The sequence below is a fragment of the Wolbachia endosymbiont (group B) of Schoenobius gigantella genome (assembly GCF_964031005.1).
GTDB classification, from domain to species: domain Bacteria; phylum Pseudomonadota; class Alphaproteobacteria; order Rickettsiales; family Anaplasmataceae; genus Wolbachia; species Wolbachia pipientis.
In genome coordinates this window covers 674,274-699,272 of the sequence record NZ_OZ035002.1, presented here as the reverse complement: position 1 = coordinate 699,272, position 24,999 = coordinate 674,274, and the positions used below count along the sequence as shown (strand labels likewise).

The 24,999-nt window shown below is 34.0% G+C and carries 13 protein-coding genes and 2 pseudogenes; 6 read left to right on the top strand and 9 right to left on the bottom strand.

Annotated elements, in window-relative coordinates; all coding sequences use genetic code 11:
- Positions 1–15: 15 nt before the first annotated feature.
- From wmk (ACQH2O_RS03320) to ACQH2O_RS03310, 3 genes and pseudogenes are all read right to left on the bottom strand, one after another.
- Positions 16–918 carry a WO male-killing family protein Wmk gene (gene wmk, locus ACQH2O_RS03320; RefSeq protein ID WP_425385314.1) on the bottom strand — a complete coding sequence of 301 codons (903 nt, stop codon included), beginning with the start codon at positions 916–918 and terminating at the stop codon, positions 16–18.
- A gap of 25 nt (positions 919–943) precedes the next feature.
- Positions 944–1,837, bottom strand: coding sequence for a WO male-killing family protein Wmk (gene wmk / locus ACQH2O_RS03315; protein ID WP_425385313.1), 894 nt, complete (start codon positions 1,835–1,837; stop codon positions 944–946).
- Positions 1,838–1,943: 106 nt separating this feature from the next.
- Positions 1,944–2,660: pseudogene (locus ACQH2O_RS03310) on the bottom strand (hypothetical protein); the annotation flags it as partial.
- A 217-nt stretch (positions 2,661–2,877) separates the two neighbouring features.
- On the opposite strand from ACQH2O_RS03310, the gene ACQH2O_RS03305 reads away from it, so the two are divergent.
- Positions 2,878–3,843 (top strand): IS110 family transposase, encoded by a 966-nt coding sequence (locus ACQH2O_RS03305; RefSeq protein WP_425385222.1) that lies wholly within the window; start codon positions 2,878–2,880, stop codon positions 3,841–3,843.
- An 81-nt stretch (positions 3,844–3,924) separates the two neighbouring features.
- Here the strand turns inward: ACQH2O_RS03305 and ACQH2O_RS03300 are convergent.
- The 3 genes and pseudogenes from ACQH2O_RS03300 to wmk (ACQH2O_RS03290) form a co-directional block, all read right to left on the bottom strand.
- A pseudogene (locus ACQH2O_RS03300) lies at positions 3,925–4,398 on the bottom strand (hypothetical protein); the annotation flags it as partial.
- 101 nt (positions 4,399–4,499) lie between these two features.
- Positions 4,500–5,159 carry a JAB domain-containing protein gene (locus ACQH2O_RS03295; protein WP_425385312.1) on the bottom strand — a complete coding sequence of 220 codons (660 nt, stop codon included), beginning with the start codon at positions 5,157–5,159 and terminating at the stop codon, positions 4,500–4,502.
- Positions 5,160–5,329: 170 nt separating this feature from the next.
- Positions 5,330–6,250 (bottom strand): WO male-killing family protein Wmk, encoded by a 921-nt coding sequence (gene wmk, locus ACQH2O_RS03290; RefSeq protein ID WP_425385311.1) that lies wholly within the window; start codon positions 6,248–6,250, stop codon positions 5,330–5,332.
- 369 nt (positions 6,251–6,619) lie between these two features.
- On the opposite strand from wmk (ACQH2O_RS03290), the gene ACQH2O_RS03285 reads away from it, so the two are divergent.
- Entirely contained in the window at positions 6,620–7,513 is an 894-nt protein-coding gene (locus tag ACQH2O_RS03285) for an Rpn family recombination-promoting nuclease/putative transposase (protein ID WP_425385310.1), read from the top strand.
- 361 nt (positions 7,514–7,874) lie between these two features.
- Here ACQH2O_RS03285 and ACQH2O_RS03280 read toward each other — a convergent pair whose 3' ends face one another.
- The 3 genes from ACQH2O_RS03280 to ACQH2O_RS03270 form a co-directional block, all read right to left on the bottom strand.
- On the bottom strand, positions 7,875–14,927 hold the full coding sequence (locus ACQH2O_RS03280; RefSeq protein WP_425385309.1) for an ankyrin repeat domain-containing protein: 7,053 nt from the start codon (positions 14,925–14,927) through the stop codon (positions 7,875–7,877).
- Positions 14,928–15,019: 92 nt separating this feature from the next.
- Positions 15,020–16,765 (bottom strand): OTU domain-containing protein, encoded by a 1,746-nt coding sequence (locus ACQH2O_RS03275; protein ID WP_425385308.1) that lies wholly within the window; start codon positions 16,763–16,765, stop codon positions 15,020–15,022.
- A gap of 202 nt (positions 16,766–16,967) precedes the next feature.
- Positions 16,968–18,215: a hypothetical protein gene (locus ACQH2O_RS03270; RefSeq protein WP_425385307.1), complete on the bottom strand. Its 1,248-nt coding sequence runs from the start codon at positions 18,213–18,215 to the stop codon at positions 16,968–16,970.
- Between the two features lie 722 nt (positions 18,216–18,937).
- On the opposite strand from ACQH2O_RS03270, the gene ACQH2O_RS03265 reads away from it, so the two are divergent.
- The 4 genes from ACQH2O_RS03265 to ACQH2O_RS03250 all read left to right on the top strand — a co-directional run bounded on the left by ACQH2O_RS03265 (position 18,938) and on the right by ACQH2O_RS03250 (position 24,878).
- Entirely contained in the window at positions 18,938–20,224 is a 1,287-nt protein-coding gene (locus ACQH2O_RS03265) for an ankyrin repeat domain-containing protein (protein ID WP_425385306.1), read from the top strand.
- Positions 20,225–20,386: 162 nt separating this feature from the next.
- The gene (locus ACQH2O_RS03260; RefSeq protein ID WP_425385305.1) at positions 20,387–21,640 is read left to right on the top strand and encodes an ankyrin repeat domain-containing protein; all 1,254 of its coding nucleotides are present in this window, start codon (positions 20,387–20,389) and stop codon (positions 21,638–21,640) included.
- Between the two features lie 344 nt (positions 21,641–21,984).
- A complete protein-coding gene (locus ACQH2O_RS03255; protein ID WP_425385304.1) occupies positions 21,985–24,102 on the top strand; it encodes an ankyrin repeat domain-containing protein in 2,118 nt (705 codons plus the stop codon).
- Between the two features lie 101 nt (positions 24,103–24,203).
- Positions 24,204–24,878: an ankyrin repeat domain-containing protein gene (locus ACQH2O_RS03250; RefSeq protein WP_244226857.1), complete on the top strand. Its 675-nt coding sequence runs from the start codon at positions 24,204–24,206 to the stop codon at positions 24,876–24,878.
- Positions 24,879–24,999 lie beyond the last annotated feature (121 nt).

Here is a 24,999-nt window from a genome sequence, read left to right as displayed (position 1 = left end):
TATCTTTAACACAATTCAATTTTCACACTCATCAGCAGTTAGGCCACTTGCTCGCGCAATAATATCAAGAGCAACACCTGCCTTTGCTAGATTTTTCGCAACTTTGATCTTTTCTATTTTTTTAACTTTTTTCTTGCCATTTTTCATACTTTCAGATAGAGATTTGACTAGTGATTCTTGTTCTCTGTACTCATCCATTAAACTCAATAGCTTTTTGCTTTCTCTTGTTTTAGGTAGCAGAACTTTAATATTCACTGATAATTCTCCTGCTATTTCATATAATTTATCTAATGATATGGCAGTATACCCTTTTTCATATTCGTGTATTTCCTTGAGTGTTACATCAACTTTATCCGCCAAATCTTTTTGAGTATACCTTCTTATCAATCTCCATTCTCTTATTCTTTGCCCTACTCTGTAGTATATAGAATCAGTGCAGACTTCTTTCTCTGTATTATCATACTCGTAAATAGATAAGCCGGTTGCTTGGGAAATTATGTCAACTGAAACTCCTTCTTTTACTAGATTTTTTGCTACCTCTAATCTTGCCTCTTCTTGATTAATTTTTTCGCTAATATGAACAAACCTGACTAATGAAGGTACTATTTTGCCTAACTTTTGATTCTCATATATTTTCGTTAGATAGAATATTTCTTCGTCTTCATCTTCATACTCTCTTACTATTATTGGTTTAGGTAATAGATCTACAGCATTAACTGACAATACTCTTGCTATTACATATAGTACTTCAATTGGAATAGGAGTATATCCATTTTCATAGCTGTTCACTTCTTGGTATGTTAAACCTATTTTACTTGCTAATTCTATTTGAGTATGACCTCGCATTAACCTACAATTTTCTATTTTTTGCCCTATTTTGTAGCGTATAGGACTAACATCACTTACAGAAACAAACATATACCTCAATTAAAAAAATAAACTTTTATGCAATTTGGTTAGCAGACAAACCGATTATTTGCAAAATAATATCAACAGAAATTCCTTCTTTCACTAAATCCTTTGCAACTTTGATTCTTTCCGCTTTCCTCACTTTTTCTTCACAAATCCGTATGCCTTCAAACAAAGATTTTATTAGTGCATTACGTAGTTCTTGGCTCTCAATCTCTTTGTATTCTTTAATCAAATCAGGTACTACTTTACTACCTTCATCTTCTTCCATTAGCAGATCTGTAATACCAATCGATAATATTTCTGCCATTTCATATAATTTATCAAGTGGAACAGCAGTCCTTCCTTGTTCATAATTGCTTATTTCGTCACGTGTTGTACTCATTTTCTCTGCTAAATCCTTTTGAGTACACTCTCTCACTAGCCTCCATTCCTTTATCTTTTTGCCTATTTGGTAGTATATAGAACCAACTTTTTCTTCAATACATTCATCAGCAGACAGACCAATTGTTTTTGCAACGATATCAACAGAAACTCCTGCTTTAACCAGACCATTTGCAATTTTTATTTTTTCCGATTTTCTACTACTTTTTTCACTGACTTGGACAAATTTGGTTAGCAAACAAAACATCCTACGCAACTCCTGATCATTAATCTTTTTATATTCTCTTACTAGATCTAATATTTCTTCTCCCTCATCTTCAAGACAGCTTTTTGATATAGGAATTAGATCCGTAATACTGATTGATAGTGCCTCAGCTATAGCATATAACCTTTCAATTGGAACTCTACGGTTCCCTTTCTCATATTGCAGTATCACCCAGTACTTTACACCAATTTTCTTTGCTAAATCTTTCTGAGTATAACCTCGCTCTAACCTCCAATTTTTTACTTTTTGCCCTACTTCATAGTCTAGATTTCTTTCCACAAAAAGAACCTTACATATAATATTTTCTACTATAGCTCAAAGGCTCCAGATATAATGGTAGATTCTGAAACCTTAAAATTAACCGTAAATGAAGAAAGAAGGTTAATTAAAGCCCCCTAAAAGTCTCTTTACTGCCTTCGCGTACTTTGTCTGCCCATGAAAACAATTTTTCACTTACTTCCTTCTGCTTTTTACTCCATATGCCGCACCTAGTGAAATTACCTCTTTCTACCACTTCCTTAAGATTCACTCCCCCAAAGAGGCAATTTTTTCCTATTTCTTCGCCTCTTTTTTGTAACTCAGCCCACATTTCCTTGTTTTCTACTCTGACTTGTACTTGATCATATTTTTTTACATCGTGGTACAATATAACATTTAGCTTACCAATGCTCGTAGGAAATTCTAATACAATAGAGCTTCCATCTGACATATCAGTATAGTTTCTTATATCTCCTTTCTCGCTTTTAACCTCTACTGCATTATTGCCCATTCTTAAAATTAAACCTCTGTTTGCTTCCAGTATTTTGGCTACCTCTACCTTGCTATCATCAGAAAATTCTATATATGATGTTGTATTGTCTATCTCGAAATCTATTAAGGATCCTTCTTGAACAGCACTTTCGCCAGCTTCCTCTAGCTCTTCTAGTTGCTTATCTATCTGTGGCTGAACTTCTGGCTGTAGCTCATTATAGATTTCACCTATCAGTTTATTCTGCAGTAAAGTATCATGAAACTCTGCACCGCTTAGCATTAATTTACGTATTAGCTTTTTTCGATCACTTTTTTCTAATCTGTGAAAATGTGTACCTAATACTACATATTCTTATATGTTAAAAACAAGTCTTTATAAATGTCACGAAATGGCGGTATAAAGACACGCAGAGAGGAGGAACCGTACATACTCTTGGTCATAAGGACCGTTTTGCAGCAAGGTTCTCCTCTCTGGTTTATTATACTGAAAGTTCCGAACAACTGGTTGAGCTTTTAGGCTCGTATATAAGGGTGGAAAATGCAGTATACACATTATTTATGGAGGGATTATGAATTTATCAAATATTATTACTGGCATTGATATTAGCAAAAATAAACTAGATATCCATATTCATCCACTTGGACATCATAAAGTATTTGAAAATAACGTTCAAGCTATTGATCAAATAATCGACTTTTTGCGTTTACATAACGTAACCAAAGTTGGACTTGAAGCAACTGGTGGGTACGAAAAATTATGTGCTTATACTTTATTAAGCCATGGTTTTGAAGTATATGTCATTCAACCAAGATGGGTGAGAGATTATGCAAAAAGCCTTGGTATTGCTACTAAAACTGATAAAATAGACTGTAGCATCATCTCACGTTATGTTAGTAATACAGACATGCGTGTCACTCCTTTAAAAGTTAGTAGTATTGACTGTTTGAAGCAAAAATTATCTCGCAGGAATCAACTAGTAGAAATAGCAAAAATACAAAAAACCCAAGCTCATCAAGTAACCGATTTATCTATAATCAAACAAATGGAAGAGCTACTTGCAGTTTTACAAAATCAAATTCAAGTCTTAGAAGATGAGGTAATGGAATTAGTCGATAAAAATCAAAAGCTTAAAAAAAAGTACATGTCAATAACTAGTATACCTGGTGTAGGTGCAATAACAGCTATTACTTTTATTTGTTATCTACCCGAGCTTGGAACTCTCCAACATAAAGAAATATCCAGCCTTTCCGGAGTTGCACCTTTTAATCGAGATAGTGGTTTTAGTAAGGGAAAAAGGTGTATTCAGGGTGGTAGATCACAAATTAGAAAGGTTTTACATATGTGCATTCTTAGTGCGCAAAGGTACAATTCTTATATAAAAATCTTCTTTGATAGGCTATACAATCAATATAAAAAACCATATAAAGTTACCTCTACTGCTGCAATGAGAAAATTACTTATCCTTGCTAACTCTTTAGTAAGAGACGGTAGACTGTTTACTGAGGAGTATAGCCCTAAAACTGCTTCTATATAGCAATAGCATAGCTGTGAATAAGTACGCCCACACAAATTTTAAGTACTTATTCACAGCTACATCAATTTTTCTATTGACTTTTAACACAACTGCTGCAAAACTCCATTCCCCATCATTACATGCATTTAGCCTTGCTCCAGCAGCTAGTGCTTCGTCTACAGCCTTGTGCAGTTCATTTGGACTTTTTGCTCTTACCACAGTACTCTTAAACCAGCTCAACTTTTCACTTTCACCTCTACTTGGCTTTATTTTTTGCAAGGCAGAGGTAAATGGATTTTTATCTTCTTGATCACTTATAGGTTTTGTACCATATATGTAGTCAAGTCCTTTCCCATAGTTGATTTGGTTTTCGCGAACTTCTCTACCAGGGAAAGGTACATCTCCAGGATTTTTAGCCTTATTAATTTTGCTTACAAAGGTAGACTGCTCTTTAGTACGACCAATTCCTATAATAGCATTTAACATCTCACCTTTTGATAACTTATCAAGGTCAACGTTTAATTCGTAAGTACCTCCTTTTTTGTCACCAAAAGGTACAATTATTTTATTACCCATACAATTACCTCCATTATTAAAAATACTTTCTAAGTGTATAGTTATTATACACTATATTACTCATTATAAATTATAGTGAGTAGATTTGCAAATACTTTCTGCTATAACAATCCACTTTCTCTAAAGCTAAAATACCCTGCACTTGTGATGATAATGTGATCAAATAATCTAACACTTACAGTACTACATGCTGCTGCTAAACTCTTCGTTACTTCTTGATCTTCTTCTGATGGTTCTAAACTTCCTCCAGGATGGTTATGTGACATTATTATTGATGTTGCATTTTTTATTAATGCCTTTCTTGTAATCTCCTTTATGTACACTGGTGCTTTTTCCATTTCACCAATATAAGATTCTTCTCCGATTAATTGGCGCCTTCTATTCAAATACAGTATTTTTATACATTCCCTTTCTGAGTGTCCTATACTTACGTTTAAGTACTCTACTAGCCCTTGCAAATTATCCATGATTGGCTCATTCTTGAGCTTTTCTCTCAATACCCTTTCTAGTGTTTCCTTAACACACATGATCATTGCTACTGCAGAATCAGTTACTCCTTCTATAACTTTCAGGTCATCCATTTCTCTACCTAAAATCCTTCCTACTCCCGTATAAGTATTCACCAGATTTTTAGCAATTTCTTGAGCTTGTGGCCTTTCATGTACTGCACTTAGAAACGTTTCCATTATTTCACGATCAAGTAGTGCTTTGCCTTTGCTTTCTAATATTCTGAATTCGATTTCTTCTTTACTTTTATTCATATAATTTACCCTTCACTAACAACAAACTTTTTTTTAATATTTACTGCTGTTTTTTATCAGCATTGGCATAAAGCCATAGCTTTCGAGTGAAGTCAAATCAATTTCTCAATCTTTTCTACTTATTTTTTCATGAATAAATTAAGATCTTAATAGATAATGATTTTTTTATTTTAAATCTGTTGAATTTCGCCTAAAGAGATGCCTACTGTTTTTAAAATAATATTGATAGAAATTCCTTCCTTAACTAAATTCTTTGCAATTTTCATCTTTTCTACTCTCTCCACTTTCTCTTTGCAAACTTGTATGCTTTCAAACAGAGATTTTATTAGCGCATAGCGTAATTCTTGACTCTCAATTTTTTTGTATTCTTTTATTAAATCAGGTAGTTCATTTTCTACTATCTCATCTTCTTCTATGAGCAGATCTGTAATGCTAATTGATAATGTTTCTGCTATTGCATATAATTTTTCCAGTGGAATGGCCACACGTTCTTGCTCATAATTGCTTATTTCATCACGTGTTGTATCCATTTTCTCAGCCAAATCCTTTTGAGTATACTCTCTCACTAGTCTCCATTCTTTTATCTTCTTTCCTATTTGGCAGTAAATAGAACCTCCTTTTTCTTCAACACATTCATCAGCAGAGAGACCAATTGTTTTTGCAACAATATCAACAGAAACTCCTGCTTTAACCAGACCTTTTGCAATTTTTATTCTCTCCGTTTTTTTACTATTTTTCTCACTAACTTGAACAAATTTGGTTAGTAAACAAAACATTCTACGTAACTCCTGATCGTTAATCTTTTTATATTCTCTTATTAGATTTAATATTTCCTCTCCCTCATCTTCAAAACAGATTTTTTCCTTTGATACAGGAATTAGGTCTACAATACCTATCGATAACACTTCTGCTATAGCGTACAACTTCTCAATCGAAATTTTACGTGTTCCTTTTTCATATTGTAGTACTATTTGATATGTTACGCCGATTTTTCCCGCTAAATCTTTTTGAGTATATCCCTTTGCTAACCTAAAACTTCTTACCTTCTCTCCCACTTGGTGATCTAAAGAATTAGTATAGCTAACGGTCATTCTTTTTCATAACCTACCATTTTAAAAGTTTTAGATAGAAATTTTGCTAGCATATGTTACCTTTGTTGAGAACTAGTATATTAAATGCCTATGCTATGACAAGCTAAGAAGTTCACACTTTAGATAGGTATCTTTGAGGCTGCTAAATCATAAATCCATTTGTTAGCATTTCAATATACCTTATAGAAGAGTTGATAAAAAGATCTACAAAAGGGCGTCTAAGGTGCATAGTAGCATTCTAAGGTTATCTATGAAAGTAATTTTTCCCAACTCTTGAAATTTTCTAACTTTAATAGACTTTAGCACAAAAACGTTGAATATTTCTTCAGAATTGTGTATAATTATTAATGCTTTTTAACTTACTTTCTCATGGCTCTTTCGAAGTTTCTTGACGCACGCAACGATTATGCATTTAAAAGAATATTTGGCACCGAGAAGAATAAAGATATCCTCATTCATTTCTTGAACGATATTTTAGGCTTTACTGGCTTAGCGGCTATTCACGATGTTGAATTCTTAGCTACCATTTTAGACCCTGAAGTTGCCGCTAAAAAGCAAAGTATTGTCGATGTTCTTTGTAAAGACTCTCAAGGTTCAAGATATATTATAGAAATGCAGTTCACTAAGACCAAAGGCTTCGAAAAGCGTGCTCAATATTATGCTGCTAAAGCCTACTCAAGTCAAGCTGATCAAGGTGATGATTATCATAACCTTAAAGAAATTATCTTTATTGCTGTTGCTGATTGTATTATTTTTCCAGATAAGGCTGAGTACAAATCTAATCATGTCATTTTAGATCAAAATAGCTTTGAACATGACTTAAAGGATTTTTACTTCGTATTCATAGAACTACCAAAATTTACAAAGACAAAAGAAGACCAACTAGAAAATATAGTAGAAAAATGGTGTTACTTTTTTCGCTATGCAGGAGAAACAAGGGAAGAGGATCTAGATAAGATAGTTGGTAGTGACCTAATAATAAAACGAGCTTATGAAGAGATGAATAAGTTTAATTGGTCAGAAGAAGAGTTACTAGCATATGAACAAATGAAAAAACGTATAATGGATGAGATCGCTGCTTTTGCTCAAAAATTTGATGAGGGTCTTAGAGTTGGTCAAGAAAAAGGTAGACAAGAAGGTAGGCAAGAAGAAAAAATCGAAGTTGCAAAAAACTCACTCAAGGCCGGTGTCTCTATTGATGTTATCGCTCAAATTACTGGTCTCTCTCATTCTGAAATTTTGCAACTTAAGAAAAAAGCATAATATCCCTACTTATTCACTTTAACATTTATGAAAACCTTTTCTAAGTGAGAAATATCCCCTAATTAAGAGTCTAATGAACTATCTAAAACAGCTATAAAGATTGCACATAGAATTATATAAATTACTATCATAACGTTACCCAAACTTCTATATCAAAGCTACGTGCTGTAAGTTTAATATGGATAGTATATTAACCATTTATTCCCCAACTCTAGTCTTGTATTCCTACTTCATTCATGTTAGTATTAGAGCCATCAAACTTGCTACTGGTATACCTAATTATTTTGTGGCTAATTTTGCCACCTTCACTTTAAATTTTCCACTACTTGGCATATTATAGCTCCACCTCTTATATTATAACCTACCTATTGAGATTACCTCCAAGTTTGGTTACTCCTACATCAGAAAGACAAGTTGATACTTTATCCTTTGGCAAGACATTTGTACAAAAGCACTTCTTGCACTTTTCTAAAACATTATCTAACCCAACATTACCACTAAATTCAACTCCTCTTTCCAAGCTTGCTATTATTTCTGGATATGCATCTTTAAGTTCAACATGTATTCTAGCTTGTTCTTTTGATTCTAGGTTTCTTATTTTATCTTCTACAAATGAATTAAATTTTTTAAGAGCAAATTCAACTGCAACTCTGCTGCTTGGCACAACTTCTACTCCTTTACTCATTAAACCTTGATAGCGCCTACTTGGAGTATTATCTAATGCATCGGCAACACAACTTGCAAGAGCAATATTTTCATTATTTAGGAATTTATTCCAACCAACAGATGATGTACTTTGTGGTATTTTTTTATTATCACTTTTTACATTATTCTTGTCTGCAATGTTGTATTGAGAGGGTAATGCAGGAATTATAGAGAAAATGCTGGCTGCTAATTTTTTCGCCCAAGAAATACAATTATTTATCCATGAAGATGGTCTTGTACCACTGCTTGTTGCTATTTCAGGTTGATTACTTGAATCTATAGCAAGAGGTTTTCTTGACATATGATGACGATTGTGATCACGGCGTTTGCGCTGTCTTACGCTATCATCAGCTAGAATAACTTGAGGAATCAACATTGAAGATGGAACTGCAGACTTGCTCCTTAAATATTCCTTAATTTCTCTATAATTCTGATTGATAGCCAAATCATAGGGTGTTCTACCGTCAGCAGTTAAGGCATTAACATCAGCACCTCTTTCAACAAGACGCTTAACGACGTCTAATGAACCCAACTGCACAGCCCAATGAATAGGTGTCCAACCTTCATTATCTTTGACCTTAATATCAGCATTGTTATCTAAAAGAAGTTCAACTATATTAAAATTGTTCTTTTGAATGGCCCAAAATAAAGGAGTCCAACCCTGCCTATCTTGAATATTAACATTAGCACCTCGTCTGATACTTTCTCTCACTTTTTCAAGATCTCCTTTTTCTGCAGCAATTAATAATTCTTTATCTAGATTTAATTGTTTTTGTTTCAAAACTTCTACTATATCTTCGTAACCCTTTTGAATAGCTAGGTCTAAGGATGTCTTGCCGTACATGTCTGTAGCCTTTAAATTAGCACCCCTGTCAAGAAGTAGATTTACTACATTCAACCTGTTTACATCAACAGCAATATGCAAAGGTTTCCTATTGTATGCATCTTGAGCCTCAATATTAGCACCTTTGTCAAGAAGAAATTGAACCATATTTGAATTACCTTCTTGAGCTGCAAAGTGCAAGGGTGTTCCTTGATATGTGATCTCATTATTAAACTTGGCACCCTGAGCTATAAGGAACTTGACCGCATCCCATTTACTTCCCTGAGCGGCATAGATTATAGGTGTCCAACCATTATTACTATCTTGAGTATCTAAGCTAGCGCCTCGAACTACAAAATCCTTAACTTCATTAAGATTACCACCTTGTACTGCAGTTAACAACTGCCTATCTAGACCTAATTGTGTTTGTTGTAAGTATTCTACAACATTATTATATCCTTTATCTCTAGCAAGATCTAGCGGTGTTTTACCATTCCTATCTTTAGCATTGACATTGGCTCCCTTACCTACTAGGTATTCTATTATATTAAGATGGCCATTCCAAGAAGCCCAGTGCAGAGACATCCAGCCGTCTTTGTCAACCTCATTAACACTTACTCCTTTATTAAGAAGAAGTTCTATAATATTTTTATTATCGTGCTCAGCAGCAATGTGTATAGGCTCTCTGCCATAAACGTTTTGAGCATTAATACTAGCCCCTTTGTCAATGAGAAACTTTGCAACTTCTAAACAGCCTTTCGACGCTGTATAATGTAGCGGTGTCCAACCATAGTTACTGGTATCATCAACGCTTACCCCCTTATCGAGAAGGAACTCTATAATATCTTTGTAATTCTTTTCAGCAGCAATGTGTATAGGTTTCCTACCAAAAATGCCCACTTCTATAGCATTAACACTAGCACCCTGACCAACAAATTTTTTGACTTCAGAGAGATCTCCATTTTCTGTGGCAGTCAATAATTTTTTGTCTAATTCTGTTTGTTTTAAAAATCCTACTATGTCTGTATAATTCCCTTGAATAGCCAAGTCTAAAGGTGTTTTTCCATCGCTAGTTTTAGCTTCAATATTAGCCCCTCGACTTGAAAGTACTCTAACTATATCAAGCCTGTCTTTGAAAACTGCATGATGTAAAGGTGTCTGTTCATCTTTGATTTTAGCTTCAATGTTAACACCTTTATCTATAAGAAATTCAATTATTTTAGGTGTAGTATTATTGTGCTGAATAGCCACATGCAAAGGTGTTAAACCATCATTAGTTTTAGCTTCAATGTTAGCCCTTTTATCTATAAGAAGCTCAATTATTTTCAATTGACCATAAGCATTTGCTATATGTAACGGTGTTTCTCCAATATTAGTTTTAGCCTCAATATTAGCATTTCGATTTAAAATTGCCCTGGATGTATCAAGCTTATTATCGTTATCAGAAGCATAGTGCAAAGGTGCCCAACCACGCCTATCTCTAATATTAACATCTGCACCCATACTGAGAAGATTCTTAACTTCACTAAGATTATTTCGTCTCACAGCATCAAACAGTTGCTCTGTAGATAGAATTGCTTTTTCTTTATTAAATTCCACTATAACATCTTCTGAGTTACAAATAGAAGCTATACACTTTGAGTTAGAAACTATTGCATCATTAAAAGCAAACATCATTTCTCTTGCCGGTTGATAAGTATTCCAGTTCTCTACTTTTACAAGAGTGTTATTTTTATGTGATAGCAATAAGGTATCATTCATAACTTTCATATCGAAATCTAATATAGACTTATCTTTCAAATCAACTAAACCAATATCATTCTTGTTAATAGGTTGATTATGATAAATCTGTAACCCTTGCTCATCTGGCTTATAATACCTGAAAGAACTAAATTCATCAGCTCTTTCTCCAAATTCTTCTGGTTCTATAATTCTATTGTTCAGTTCTACAGATAAATCCCAATTTTTGTGAACAGAAGAATAATAATTTGATATCGATAATGCTCCTCTATCTGATAGCAATAGCAAATTATTATTTAGTTTCAAAAAAAGTACTTTGTCTGAGTCAAATGTGAAACAATTATGATGATTTAAAAGGTCAGTACCATTAACGCTAAACCTTCCATCTATTTTTAAGCTATGAGAACAATAATCTCGCTCTAGTTCCCCATTTTGAAATTTGTAATATTCTTCTCCGTCAAATGTAACTGTAACATCTTTGTAATTCGGCAACATGGTTACGTGTAAGCTATTTCTGTTAATCTTTATTTCTCCTTCATTATTCTCTGTAAATGGCATATCATCTAATGTACAATTTAATTGGCTAAAATCTAATATACCATTTGCTTGAGCAATCGTAATATTAGCGTTTCTGTTATCGAAAAGATAAAGATGACTTATATTACTTGGAGCTTCCCAGTAAAAATTATGATGTTCTTTATCAGGATAAAAAATATGATTACTGGAACTACCTATAGTACTATGATAATTAGCACTTGATAATTGCTTTGTAATATTAAAGTTTGAATTGTCTATCTTTCGTAAATTATCTAATTCATCATCTAACACAATATCACCACTCAAGCTTTTTGTCACATGCAAGTTTGTTACTACGCCAGTCTTATCATCTATTTTCGTTAGTGTTACAAATAAACCATCTGCTGTTTTTACCGATGTTTGTTTATCTACACTTATAAAAGCCCCACTTTTATTATAGATGGTTGTTATGTTATTAACGTGGGTTATGTTATCTATATCATTAAAATTTATCGGTAATAATACTAAACCTTTTCCATGAATGGAATCACCAAAATAACCCTTTATTGCAGTAAAGTTTTTTGCTGTTATTACATCATTGCCACCCTTACCATCAACGTAACCTGCATGAGAAACTTCTATATGATTAGCTTTATCACTGCCAATAATAGAATGTATATTCTCTGAATCTGTAAAATTACCTTGCGTTACAACTATGTTCTTTTGTCCTTCTATTCCTAAATTACATACAAAATTATCCTTTGCTATGTAGAAGAAGTTGTTACCTGATTTTTGTACATCACAGCTCTCCAACGGACTCATAAAATAGTACCTATTTTCCACTTTATCACTTCCTTTTTTACTTGAATCAGCAATAGATACATGAGTTCCCCAAAAAATAAGATTAAGGCTACCTTCTTCACTTATATGTATATCAGTATATAAAGATTTTATGTAATACATATCAGTTTTATACTTGTGAGGACTCTCGTTCTTATACACAACTACGTTTTGGCAGTGAGGTGGATATTCTTGTAAAGACCATTTCTCTTTTACTGTACTTAATACTTTACCTTTATGTGGTGAAGAATCATCGCATAATGCTTCACTTGGTAGTTTATGCCAGGTTTCCCTAGATACTTCTTGTTCTTTTATATTATCACCACGTGACCCACAAACAATATTATAGTTTTCAAGAGAGTGAGGAACTATTCTAGAATAGTGATCAGTGTATCCTGTATTAGATGAAGACACAGCAGCAGTAAAGTTAAAATCAAATTCCCTATCAACAACCTTTGTTCTAATGCGGCAAGCATCGAATAAATGTTTCATTTGATTATCTATGTCATCCACTACACCTCTTTTCTTTTGACGAAGCTGATTATTAGTAGCATACTCTATTTTCTTAACTGAAATGGGAGGTAAGGATATAGCTATCCTGGAATAATCATTCTTAAACTTATCTACAATCTTCGATATATATTGTTTATATATCTCTTTTACTTCCATATTGTCTTCTATATAATGAGGTACTTTTTTACCTAAGAATAAATCCCAATAAAGATCATGTTTTTCCTGATCTGTAAGGTTCATTTGTTCTTCTAATTTTTCTACCTCAAGCCCTGCTTCTACAAACTGTGATATGACAATAACAGCAACTGAGACAGCAGCACCAACTGGACCAGCAAATTCTCCTACCACTCCAGTTTCTAAGCCTGCTACTGACATTGTTTCAGTAACAACCGCAGGGACATCTGCGGCGATAAAGATAGAATTAGTTGCGATGTTTAGGTCAGCAATCTTTATATCTGCAGGATCTGTCGCACTTTGCCTTGCTTTTATTGACTCCGCTAACCCTAAAAATGCCGCAAAATTACCTATAGCACGTCCCATAACTGGAGCAAATCCCTTTAGCATCTGAGAATCAAGCTTTGTTCCTAACTCTAACATTTTTCCAGAGATTTTTTCACCAATCTTTGGCATTACCCAGAGATTTAATGCATCATAACCTAGCCCTTCTACATCTCCATTTGCTATATGTTTACCAACTAAAAATACCGTAAAGGCAAGACCTGCACCTTCTGCTACTTTCCCTATTTTTTCTGCTACTCCAGACCTTCTCAGGATATTTTTCATTTCTTCTTTATTTTCTATGTTGTCCTTCATCTCCTTCACAATATCCCTAATCTCTGGATCTATTGAACTTAGATCTATATTTTTAACTTTTGCGATAAATGCTTCTTCAACATTTTGGTCTATAGTTTCACCTCTAGATATTCGCTCAGAAACCTTGAAAAGCTGATCATAAAACTCAATATTCTTTACTCTTTCTGCTACCTTGTCAGCATTAAACAACTCTTTGATACGTTGTTCTTTTTCCTCTTCTGTAATCTCTTCTTCATCAAACGAATCCTTGCAGGCCATATTTACACTTCTTTCTCTTCTTGGTTTTTTACTTGGTGGATACTCTGGTGATGAAGGTTCTCTTTTTTCTCCTTTAGAACACTGCCCTACAGTAGGTAACATATGAACTGAACTATGAACTACACCAACAGGAATAAATCCTTCCTTAGCTGTCCTACTTGTTAAAATAAGTTTATTTGGATTATTAGATCCTTTATCGAAAACAACACCGATAAATTTTACCTCATCACCATCTGTTAGTGTTTTATAGGTAACACCTTCTTTGTATTCTTCATTTATTTGATCATTTGCTTCCCTCAATAAAGCTTGAGCTCCCTTACCCTGCCTTGATGCCTTAAGTTCCAATCCTATTGGAGTATACTCTTCAGCATTTCCACCTTGAGCTACAAACTTAATACCATGAACTAGCATATCAATGCGTTCCCCTCTACCAGTTTGAAACTCAGTTAAAACTAATGCTCTAGTTTCTGGTGATTCTTGTAATTTTAGGTCGCTATAATAACTAAATACTCCATTCAATATTCCCTGGAAATGAGCTTCTTTATTAACGAGACTCTTAAAAGGGAATATTCCTTCTCCAATTTTTTCTAATAATCCACTATATCCTTTTATTGATAAGGATTGGATATCTAGTGCTTTATCAAATGTTTCTTTTAACTCATTAGGATAAGGAACTTCTTTGAAAGTACCTTGAAATCTCTCAGCTCCGTTGTTGTACTCTTGTAAAGAATTATATTTTTCAGTCCAAATAGTAAGATATCTTCTAAAATCTGACTTGTATCTAGTATCAAAATTAAGATTTAATTCGACTATTTCCCTATTCCCTATTTCTCTATTTAATCTATCAAGAGGGAGTACTTCATTTAGCATGTTCAGAACATCTTTTCTGTTAGCTTCAATAATATTTATCACATAAACCAATTTCTCTGTATTTTCTGGAATAAGCACCATTGTTACAACTGCATGGCTTGCATCAAGATTAGCCGATAGTCTTTCTCTGGCTCTTTCAGCTGCTGGACGTCTAAGCCTACGAAGATTAGGATGCACTTCAGTAGGTATATTGCCTCCATAGATAAAAATGTATTTTTTTAAACTTGTTCCTGAATCTTCACTTAATAATAACAATTGCCCTAGTAAAAACCTACTAAAATAATGATTATCTCCCTTTTCCGGTGTACCAGGAAACGTGTGATAGATACGTTCCATATTATTTTTTATTCGTTTTTTTAGCGCATTTGTGTAGATTTCTTGCGTATCCCAATCATCAGCAGACTTTAATATATCTTGAAAAAGAGGAATTACTCTCCCCTCACGGCTCGACCCTCCGATATTAGAAATAGGAGATGAACTATCAAGATTGACACCAACACATAAAAAATTTCGTCCGCAGTGGTTAAAACCCGCATAACATTTGGTTGGAAGCCTTGTGCATACCTCTCTGCTTGTTGCAAAGCCTTATCTGGAGTGGCATTAGGACCTGCCCCTGCTTTTAATTCAATAATAATGGGAATAGAGTTTAATGCACGATCAGGACCACGAGCTAGCAGGATAATATCTGCATAACCCCTTCCTGCAAATTGCTCTGGATAAACTCTAAGATTATACCTATAGTGGAAATTCATGAAAACGCCTACCATAAATCCATGATGTGCTGCTTCACGTGCTCTGCTAGCATAGATTAGTGAGTCTGCATATTCGGAGTGAATTGTGTAAATCTTATCAAGAATTCTCCTTAAAGATGCTTTAACTGTTCGCTGATTGGAAATAGCTAGCTTCGCTATATCGACTTCGGGATCCCTCCATAACCCTTTTCTCACTTTTTTAAATTGAACTTCAGAATTATGTTCTATGTCTACTCCTTTATCTTTCACATCAACAACTATTTCTCCCTGATGACCGGCATCTTTAATGATTTTTATTGATTTAACTTTAATTTTATCTAGGTTATTTTCAATAAGAGAGTAAAGCTTGCCTAATACCTCCTTCAATTCACCTTGATCAAACTCTTGAGTGTAAGAATGAGAACCACTTTCTGATATAACAAATAATTTTACTTTATCGATCACATCTTTTTGACTCTTCATTTCACCATTTTTTATAATAGCTACCTTCAAAGTCTTTGCACCGTCAAAGCTAAAATAAATCTCCTTGATGTCTAGCTTTTTTGCCATCTCTGTATCCAACAAAGTAGAAAAACTACCTAGGAAGAAGTGTGTAAAAAACCCTGCTTTTTCTACAGAGTGTAAATAAGATGGAATCTGATCCACAAATGACTGAAATCTCGGTTCAAAAGATTTAAAATCCTCATCTTGCCGGCTTATACCAACTTCTTTATCTGCTTCCTCTATCAATAACTGTATTAACTCAAAGTCTTGTGGTCTTACTTTACCCATGACTCTTTTTAAGCCTTTTGCAAGCTCTTTATCATTATCAATAATATTCCTTTCAAGACCAAAATTATAATGGTTTCGTTTACCTGGTGCACCAACATGAAATAATTGTATTTGAATATCCCCATTACCATATTGAGTCTCAACTTCACCAGAAACACTAATCGTTGCGCTAAGCATTCCACTCATTGCTCTTATTTCAGGTTCACCTCCCCAAGTATTAAGTTTTCTCATGTTTTCTAAGTAATCTTTGAAACTTAGTCCACTTTCACCTTCAACAAAATTTCTAAACTCGCTTTCATGAGAACTTATATGATCAACTACTCGATTGCGAAACACATTTCTTACTAAGTTTGCAAATGTATCATCATAATTGGCAGTACTTAAATTCCTTACCAAATTCCTAATACGATCTAAATTTTGAATTACAGCTCCTTCATTTCCAAATAGTACTTCATACCTTTGTCGAAATAAAGCATCGTCGTTTCTGACAGGTATTAAGTAAGCCATAGTAACAGACCAAAACAAGCAACTACCGTCTCCTGGAACATCGATTCTCTTAACCTGACTTCCACTTTCGGAATCAACATCAGATCTCCGATAACGCTTAAGTTGAGAAAATTCTCTAGCTTGCTCTATATATTGCACTAACATAAACCCCCTTCATTATATTATACTAAACCCACTATACCAAGCTTATTGTATAACCATCAGAGATATCAATAATAAAAGCTATTTTTGCCTACATGCTGACTTGTGTATATAACATTTGTATTACAATGCAACATCTTTTTGACAGAAGCTAAAGTAGTAACAAGAAACCACCACCTACTTTATAGAATTGCCTTATAATACCTTAATTGCCTAACCCTAATTGCTCACATGCTTTGCTTAATTCAACTTCAGTTAAGCTAGTGAACTCTTCATCTGTAGACTTTCTATATGCTAGAAACTTATTCAATGAATCAGCATCCCTTTTTTCCAATATAGATCGTATGTAGCCTGCCTGTTTAGAACACATAAACTCTTTAACCTGATCAGAATTAGCTTTATTTAATAACGCCCATACTGGTTCCATACAGCCCTTTTCTACTAAAGGTGTTAATAAAACTGTACAGAAAAGAGGTGATTTATCCTCTAGTTCCTCTCTTATCACTAAAGCACGATGGCTATCAAATCCTTCCTTCATCCACATATGCATAAAAAGCTTTACACTTTCACTTACATAAGGCTCTGAATGTTTTTTGATTTCCATGTCTAACCAGATATTATAATCATCTTCTGGAACATCATTTGGCTTTAAACAATCAAATAATTCCTGAAATTTATCAAAGCGAAGTGCACCCTGTAGTGTACTCAAACTACCATAATAACCATTTTCAGCTAAGTCTCTTTTTAGAAGTTCTGGATATTTATCAGGACTTATTTGACTAAAACAAAACTCGAATATTTCAGGATAACTATTACAACGACTACCTGCTGCATACACTGCTGTCTTCATGAAGATTTCATCCTTTTTCTGTGAGCCCATTTCATCTTCAGGTAATGACTTTATTTTATTCCAGAAGAATTCTACTGCTTCCGCTTGTTTCAAATCTATAGCACATTTAAGTCCATATTCATATGGATGACGACCATCTAGATTTAGTTTAGAGATGTAACCGCTAACAAAATGTGACCAAAAACCTGTTAAAAGGTCGCTTGTTAAAGATTTAACTAAGTGACCATACTCCAACAGACTACTTTTACCTTGAGCTGATAATCTTTTTTTTCTTTCCTCAAATAAAGCAATAATATCTTCCTCTAAGCAGCACCTACAGGCAATTTCATAGCTAGGGTTACTAAAGGGACTGCCTGGCATTATCAGCTTTTTACCTATCACCTGCCTATCAAGTTTAACTTGATGTAAATTATCTACTTTTTTCCAACAATCCTCATTAGATAACACCTGCGCAAGAAAATTGTGTCTCTTTTTACCAGCCATTTTGTGCAAATCCCAATTCGCATAGCACCAACGTTCAATTTGAAAAAGCTTAGATGCTCTATAGGGATCATCATCTTTAATAGACGAAAACAAAACTTTTGGAATATCTGAACGCAGCATAATTACCCCTCTATGAATGGAAAAACATGAAAACTGGTACACCTAACATACACTACAGTAATTTAATACTATTTTAGGCAAGATATCCTATCTCTAAATTTTGTCAATCACTATTTTAGAAAAATTTTTTAGGCTTGAATAACTTTTGATACAAGCCTCTTAATAGGCTCAATACATGATATTTTATTTATTTTAAATTTTGTTTCGTCATGAGCTTGTCTTAATTATTCTTCCGCAAGTAAATCAATATTAATTCAACAAAATATATTATTAAAATCTCAAGTAAAATAACTATTTCCAGCGTTCAAAACCAAGCGCGGTGAGAAGTGTTTTTCTTGGGATGGCTTGCTCTACCGCTAGATCCGTGCGAACTTTTATTTATAATAATTTTACTATATCGCGAAGTCAGCTATTTTAGCCTACTTTTGCCACATTTAGGTACGAACTGATTTGCCTAACTTTGTTGTAACAATTTTACGCTTTTATTTTTGAAACACCCCTTTTACGTAAAAAGCTCTCACAAATATACGTACTATTTTATGTTTTTAGAAAAAGTCAATAATTAGATTTTTTGTGATGCTAATTGGCTTACATTTTTATTGAAAATATTTTTTAAAAAAGTGGTTGACTTATAGTTTAGCTGTCTTATGATAGCGTTAGCATTAGCATGTTTATTATGTAATGTTTATATGTTACATGATAGTATTAATATGGAGGGTAAAATGGACTTTTCTCAATATGTCGAAGGTGACGCTTTAGCATTATCTCACACCACAATAAATACAAGCGAATTGGTAATCTTTTTACGGAGTAGGACATACATTACAAAGCTTTCTTTACGGTATTGCAATATTGATGACACAGATGCAGAGGTCTTAGCTGGTGGGAATCTTTCACATCTTACTTTACTTAACTTAAGTAGTAACAATATTGGTGACAGAGGTGCAGAGAACTTAGCTAAAGATAATCTTTTAAATCTTACTTCACTTGACTTACAGTTTAACAAAATTAGTGACGGAGGTGCAGAGGCCTTAGCTGACGGTAATCTTTCAAATCTTACTTCACTTAACTTACAGTCTAACAATATTGGTGACGGAGGTGCAGAGGCCTTAGCTGATGGTAATCTTTCAAATCTTACTTCACTTAACTTACAGTCTAACAATATTGGTGACGGAGGTGCAGAGGCCTTAGCTGATGGTAATCTTTCAAATCTTACTTCACTTAACTTACAGTCTAACAATATTGGTGACGGAGGTGCAGAGGCCTTAGCTAATGGGAATCTTTCAAATCTTACTTCACTTAACTTAAGTGGTAACAATATTGGTGACGAAGGTGCAGAGGCCTTAGCTGATGGTAATCTTTCAAATCTTACTTCACTTAACTTACAGTCTAACAATATTGGTGACGGAGGTGCAGAGGCCTTAGCTGATGGTAATCTTTCAAATCTTACTTCACTTAACTTACAGTCTAACAATATTGGTGACGGAGGTGCAGAGGCCTTAGCTAATGGGAATCTTTCAAATCTTACTTCACTTAACTTAAGTGGTAACAATATTGGTGACGAAGGTGCAGAGGCCTTAGCTAACAGTAAGCTTTTAGGTTGTACTAAAATTAACTTAGATGGTAACAATATTGGTGACAAAGGTGTAGAGGCCTTAGCTAACAGTAAGCTTTTAGGTTATACTAAAATTAACTTAGATGGTAATATTGGTGGCCAAGGTCCAAATGGCTTAGTAGAGTTCTTAGCTGGCGGTAAGGCTTTAACTCTTGCTTTACTTAACTCAGATGGTAACAATATTAGTAACAATATGAAGGACTTAGTTAACGTACCAAGAAATAGACAGGGATGGACTTCTTTACATTATGCTGTTAAAAATGGCAATGTAGGTAAAATAAATGATCTAATAAAAGGAGGAAAAAATGTTGATGCACAAGATGAACAGGGATGGACTCCTTTACATTTGGCTGCTACCGGAAGTTATACAAAGGTAGTAAATGCTCAAATGTAGGGGGATGATATTCATGCTAGAGAAACCGGAAGTGAGGAACCTATATATATTAAAGCATGCAAAAATATTATAGAGTCTTTCCTAGACAAACTATTAAACATTAAAGTAGTAGGAGCTTTAATAAAAGGAAAAGCAGAGATTAATGCAAAAGATAATCAGGGAATGGCTCCTTTACATTGGGCTGTTAAAGTTGGTCATATAAATGTAGTAAATGGTCTAATAAAAGGAAAAGCAGAGATTAATGCAAAAGATAATCAGGGAAGGGCTCCTTTACATTGGGCTGCTCTAATTGATCGTACAAGTGCAGTAAAAGCTCTAATAAAAGGAAAAGCAGAGATTAATGCAAAAGATAATCAGGAAAGGACTCCTTTACATTATGCTGCTAGCGGAAAGGTAGTAAATACTCTAATAGACAAAAAAGCAGAGATTAATGCAAAAGATAGACAGGGAAGGACTCCTTTACATTGGGCTGCTAGCAAAGGTGGTATAGAGGTAGTAAATGCTCTAATAGAAAAAGGGGCAGATGTTAATGCAGTGAATAAGTATGGAGATGCACCTCTGCGTTTTGCTGCTCGAGATGGCCATATAGATATAGTGAAAGCTCTAATACAAGGAGGTGCTAATGTTAACGCAAGAAATAGTGACGGTACTCCATTACATACAGCTTATGGCCATGAAGAGATAGTAAAACTTCTAATAGAAAAAGGGGCAGATGTTAATGCAGTGAATAGTAATGGAGATACACCTCTGCGTTTTGCTGATCGAAATGGCCATATAGATACAGTGAAAGCTCTAATAAATTACGTAACAAAACTAGAAGCTGCTGATCTGTATGTTAGTCAAAAGAACTTAGAAGAAAAGAATAGATTGATAGGTGATTTGCACGATCTACACAGTAGTTATCCACAACATCTTCAAAACTGTAAAAAAGAAGTCAAAAAGATTGAAAAAGAAAGTCAGGAACTACATTCCTTTTTGAAAAAAAGTGATATTAATGAACTAATTAGTGTGTGGGAAAGGAATGCAGACATACAGAATCAGATTGATAATCACGATAACCTAAAAGAGCAATATCCAGAATACGCTCATATTTTAATTAATAAAGCTAATGAAGTGAAAAAAGAAATTTTTCTGCACAATCATAAGCCGCTAATTGATGCTTTATCAGCACATTATAAATGTGATATAAAAACAATGACATTTGCTGGTATAGAAAACTTTTTTAAAGTTGTTCACAGGGATGATTTTAAAGAAAAGCTAGGAAATGGAGGAATAACTCTGAAAAACTTTGTAGATTTAAAAAATGTTGAAAAGAGAGATGATGTTCCTAAGTTAGGAGTAATTGCATTTAAGCATGGGTGTCAATTAAGTGAACCAAGGGTAACAAGAGTAATTGATCAGGCTCTTTCTCTCTAATAGGATCATTGAGCAAACTGTGGGTTCATGGTAGGAAAAAATTGACCTTACCCAAGAGAAGAAGAAAGAAAAATTTTCATAATAAAAGTGTTTTTTTAGAAGGAGCAGTAATGACACAAGGAAATTGGGACTCTGACAAAAATTTTGCAGGGTAGCTTGTTATATAGCTAAAAAGAACCAAATAGCAGGTTCACAATGTCAGTGAAGTTTATGAAGTTAGAATGGGTATAGAAGGAAAGAAAACACAGATCTCTAAAAAATATCAAAGTTAGAAAAATTATTCTTGCATTAGTTTTTATTTGTGCTATGTGATGTACATAATATCTTTGTAGAATGGGGGGAGTATGTTAACTAGAGATATTTCAAGGCCTGAGCAGGTTTTTAGTGGAGCAGAAATAAGCGAAAAAAAAGAGCTATTAAAAAAGCTAGAAGAGAAATCAAATACTCGACAAGGGCAGTCAGAAATAGGCGGATCGTTTGATGATCAATATGAGTTGATTATAGAATATCTGTTGCAGATTCCACCATCTAATGATCGGTTAGAAATTTTACGAAAGCAAGGACATTCACAGAGTGACATAGATGAAATGTTTAGTCAGGGGGATTCTTGGTATACTCAATCAACCATATCGTCATTTCGAAGTTATAATAGTCCACCGTCTTTAATGGATAGTAAATATTCACTGAGTAAACAGGTATCTGTTTGGTCCGCTTTAGATCATAATCTCACAGAAAGTCAAAAGAAGTTAAACATAGAGTTACTAAATGTTTTAAAGTATCTAGAATGGCATGATGAAGGTGCTCTTTTTGATTATGATAATGGTCAGGTCGATGAGCTTGAAGAATTTTTAAAAAATAATAGAGGCAATCCAGATCTAAAAGCCGTTCTAAATGTCAAAAGAGGAGAATCTGGGTCAACAGTATTGCATGCGATTGCGGGAGCTCATATAGGTGCATCTTACCGTCAAGAAGACCGACCTATAAATTTACTCTTAGAAGCAGGAGCCAGTCCAAATATACAGGATGATAAAGGAGAAACACCTTTGCATCGCGCTTCTGCTATGGGCTATGATAAAAATATATATTCTCTCTTAAGGGGAAATGCTGACCCCAATATATGTGATGGACAAGGGAAAACTCCACAACAAACTGCAGTTGATAATCATAATTACCATGTTGAAAGGTGTTTTTTTACTGACAATCAAAAAAAGTTGCGAAAAGAATTAAATAATATACTTAATGAACATCGCTACAAAGAAGGCAATTTAGGCTATATTGTTACACTCACTCTATTTCAGTTTCTCGAAGATCTAGAGGAGTTTTTACATGAACATAAGAATAATAAAGACCTAAAAGTAGTTTTAAATACTCGGGACATAGCAGGAAAGTCAGAAGTGCTGGAACATGTAAAAAATGCTTTTTCCGGCTTTCAAGCTGCTGATGAAATAAAGAAATTACTTTTGGAAGCGGGAGCAAAAGAGTTCACGTATGAAAGGAAAAAATTCTTACCTAAATCTGGGGTTTTGTGGGGTAATATAATACCAGCTCAGAAGGAAAAGCTAAGTAGATCCTTAGGTATTTTATCTGAAATTCAAGACATAAATCAATTGGAAAAATTCGTGAAGATAGCTATCAAGTCTGGAGTGCGACTTAATTATCGTTTCACCGTTCCTTCACCTTTTGAAGGTTATAGTTTCACAGATTATGTGATAAAAAGAATTAGTGAATTAGAAAAGTATCCTAAGGTTGCTAGTGGTATAATATGTCAATTGGTATCAAAAGGAGCAGTGTTTGGTAGCCCAGAGAGCATTGATGTAATTAATGAACTGGGATTAGAATGCAAAGATCACAAAGCCAATATGATAAAAGCTTTTGAAGGTTACATTAATGATGCCCATAGGTTTATTAAAGTTGCGAAAAGTGCAACCACTAGTAAATTGAATGATATAGCAATAGGTAATACTACTCTTTACTTAGAATATTCGGAGGAGAGCAAAATAGATATTGCAAAGATCACCGATGGAGCGAGAAGTTTATGGTTAACTCATGAAAATGCAGGATATGAAAGAAATATAGTAAAGATTGGTGAAAGTGAGGTGGAAATTATAACGCAAAATGGTAAAAGGCATTACACAGACCTTACAGCCAATAGTAATATAGCATTGATTTTCTGTACCTCTTTTGGAGAATTAGAAGTTAGATTGTATTCTGATAAGCAAAATGAAAACAGGATTAGGGTAGAAGCAAGAGATCAAGGGATGTTGAAAAAATTAAAAGATTGTGGAGAAGAAATAGGAAAAAATTGCTCACTTGGTTATCACTCAGTTTATGATGCTATTGAACGTGGGTACTTCGAAAAGCCTGCTCCATCTTCAAGAATTGTCCAGGAAGAAAAATTACAAAATGGTAAATGGGCAGATCAAGTACGATATACAAGAAAAAATGGAGCACAAATTGGATAGTACTAAGCTTTGTAGACAAAAACGTTGGTATGGTTTTTACTGCTTCAAAAAGGTTTTACTTTATTTTTTTTATTTTAATAATAATATTTTTAGGAGGGTTTATGCACACATCTAAACTTACTGCAGCAGAGAAAGATTTAAATAGCAAGCTATTTTATGCTGTAGAACAAAATAACCTTGATAAGGTTAAAGAGCTTATTAGAAATGGGGCTGATATTCATGCTAGAGAAATTAGTAGTAAAAAAGCTATACACATTGCTGTTAAGAAAGGGAACAAAAATATCGTAGAGTTTTTCTTAAATGAAGGGATAAGCGTTAACGATACCAATAACAGCGGTTGGACACCTCTACACTATGCTGCCTTTGGTGGTGAGTTGGAAATAGCAAAACTTTTGGTTGCTAATGGGGCTAATGTTCGTGCTGAAAACGCTTATGGTCAAAAGCCTATAGATTTAATTCATTATGGTAAAGATGATGGATATAAAGGCATTATGGAACTTCTTCTAAATAAAGGAGGAGGAAAGGTTAATGATATTGATAAAGAGGGTTGGACACTCCTACACTATGCTGCCTTTAATGGTAATTTGGAAACTGTAAAGTTTTTAATTGACAAAGGAGCTAGCATTCATACTAAAAACAATGGACGTGAAACGCCTTTAGATCTCGCTAGAGAAGGAGGAAGTACGGAAGTTGTAAATATGTTAAGCAGTATAAATACAAAAGTGACAGATGTATCGGTATCTCAACTCTCTATACCAAGAAAAAGGACTGTATGAATTGATATAAGCAAAAAAGGGAGGATGTTTCTATAGGTTATACACGTCAAGTTATTGTTAAAAATAGCAGCAGGACTAACGGAGGTAATTCTTAGTTAATAGTTTAAGAAATCTTCTAAAG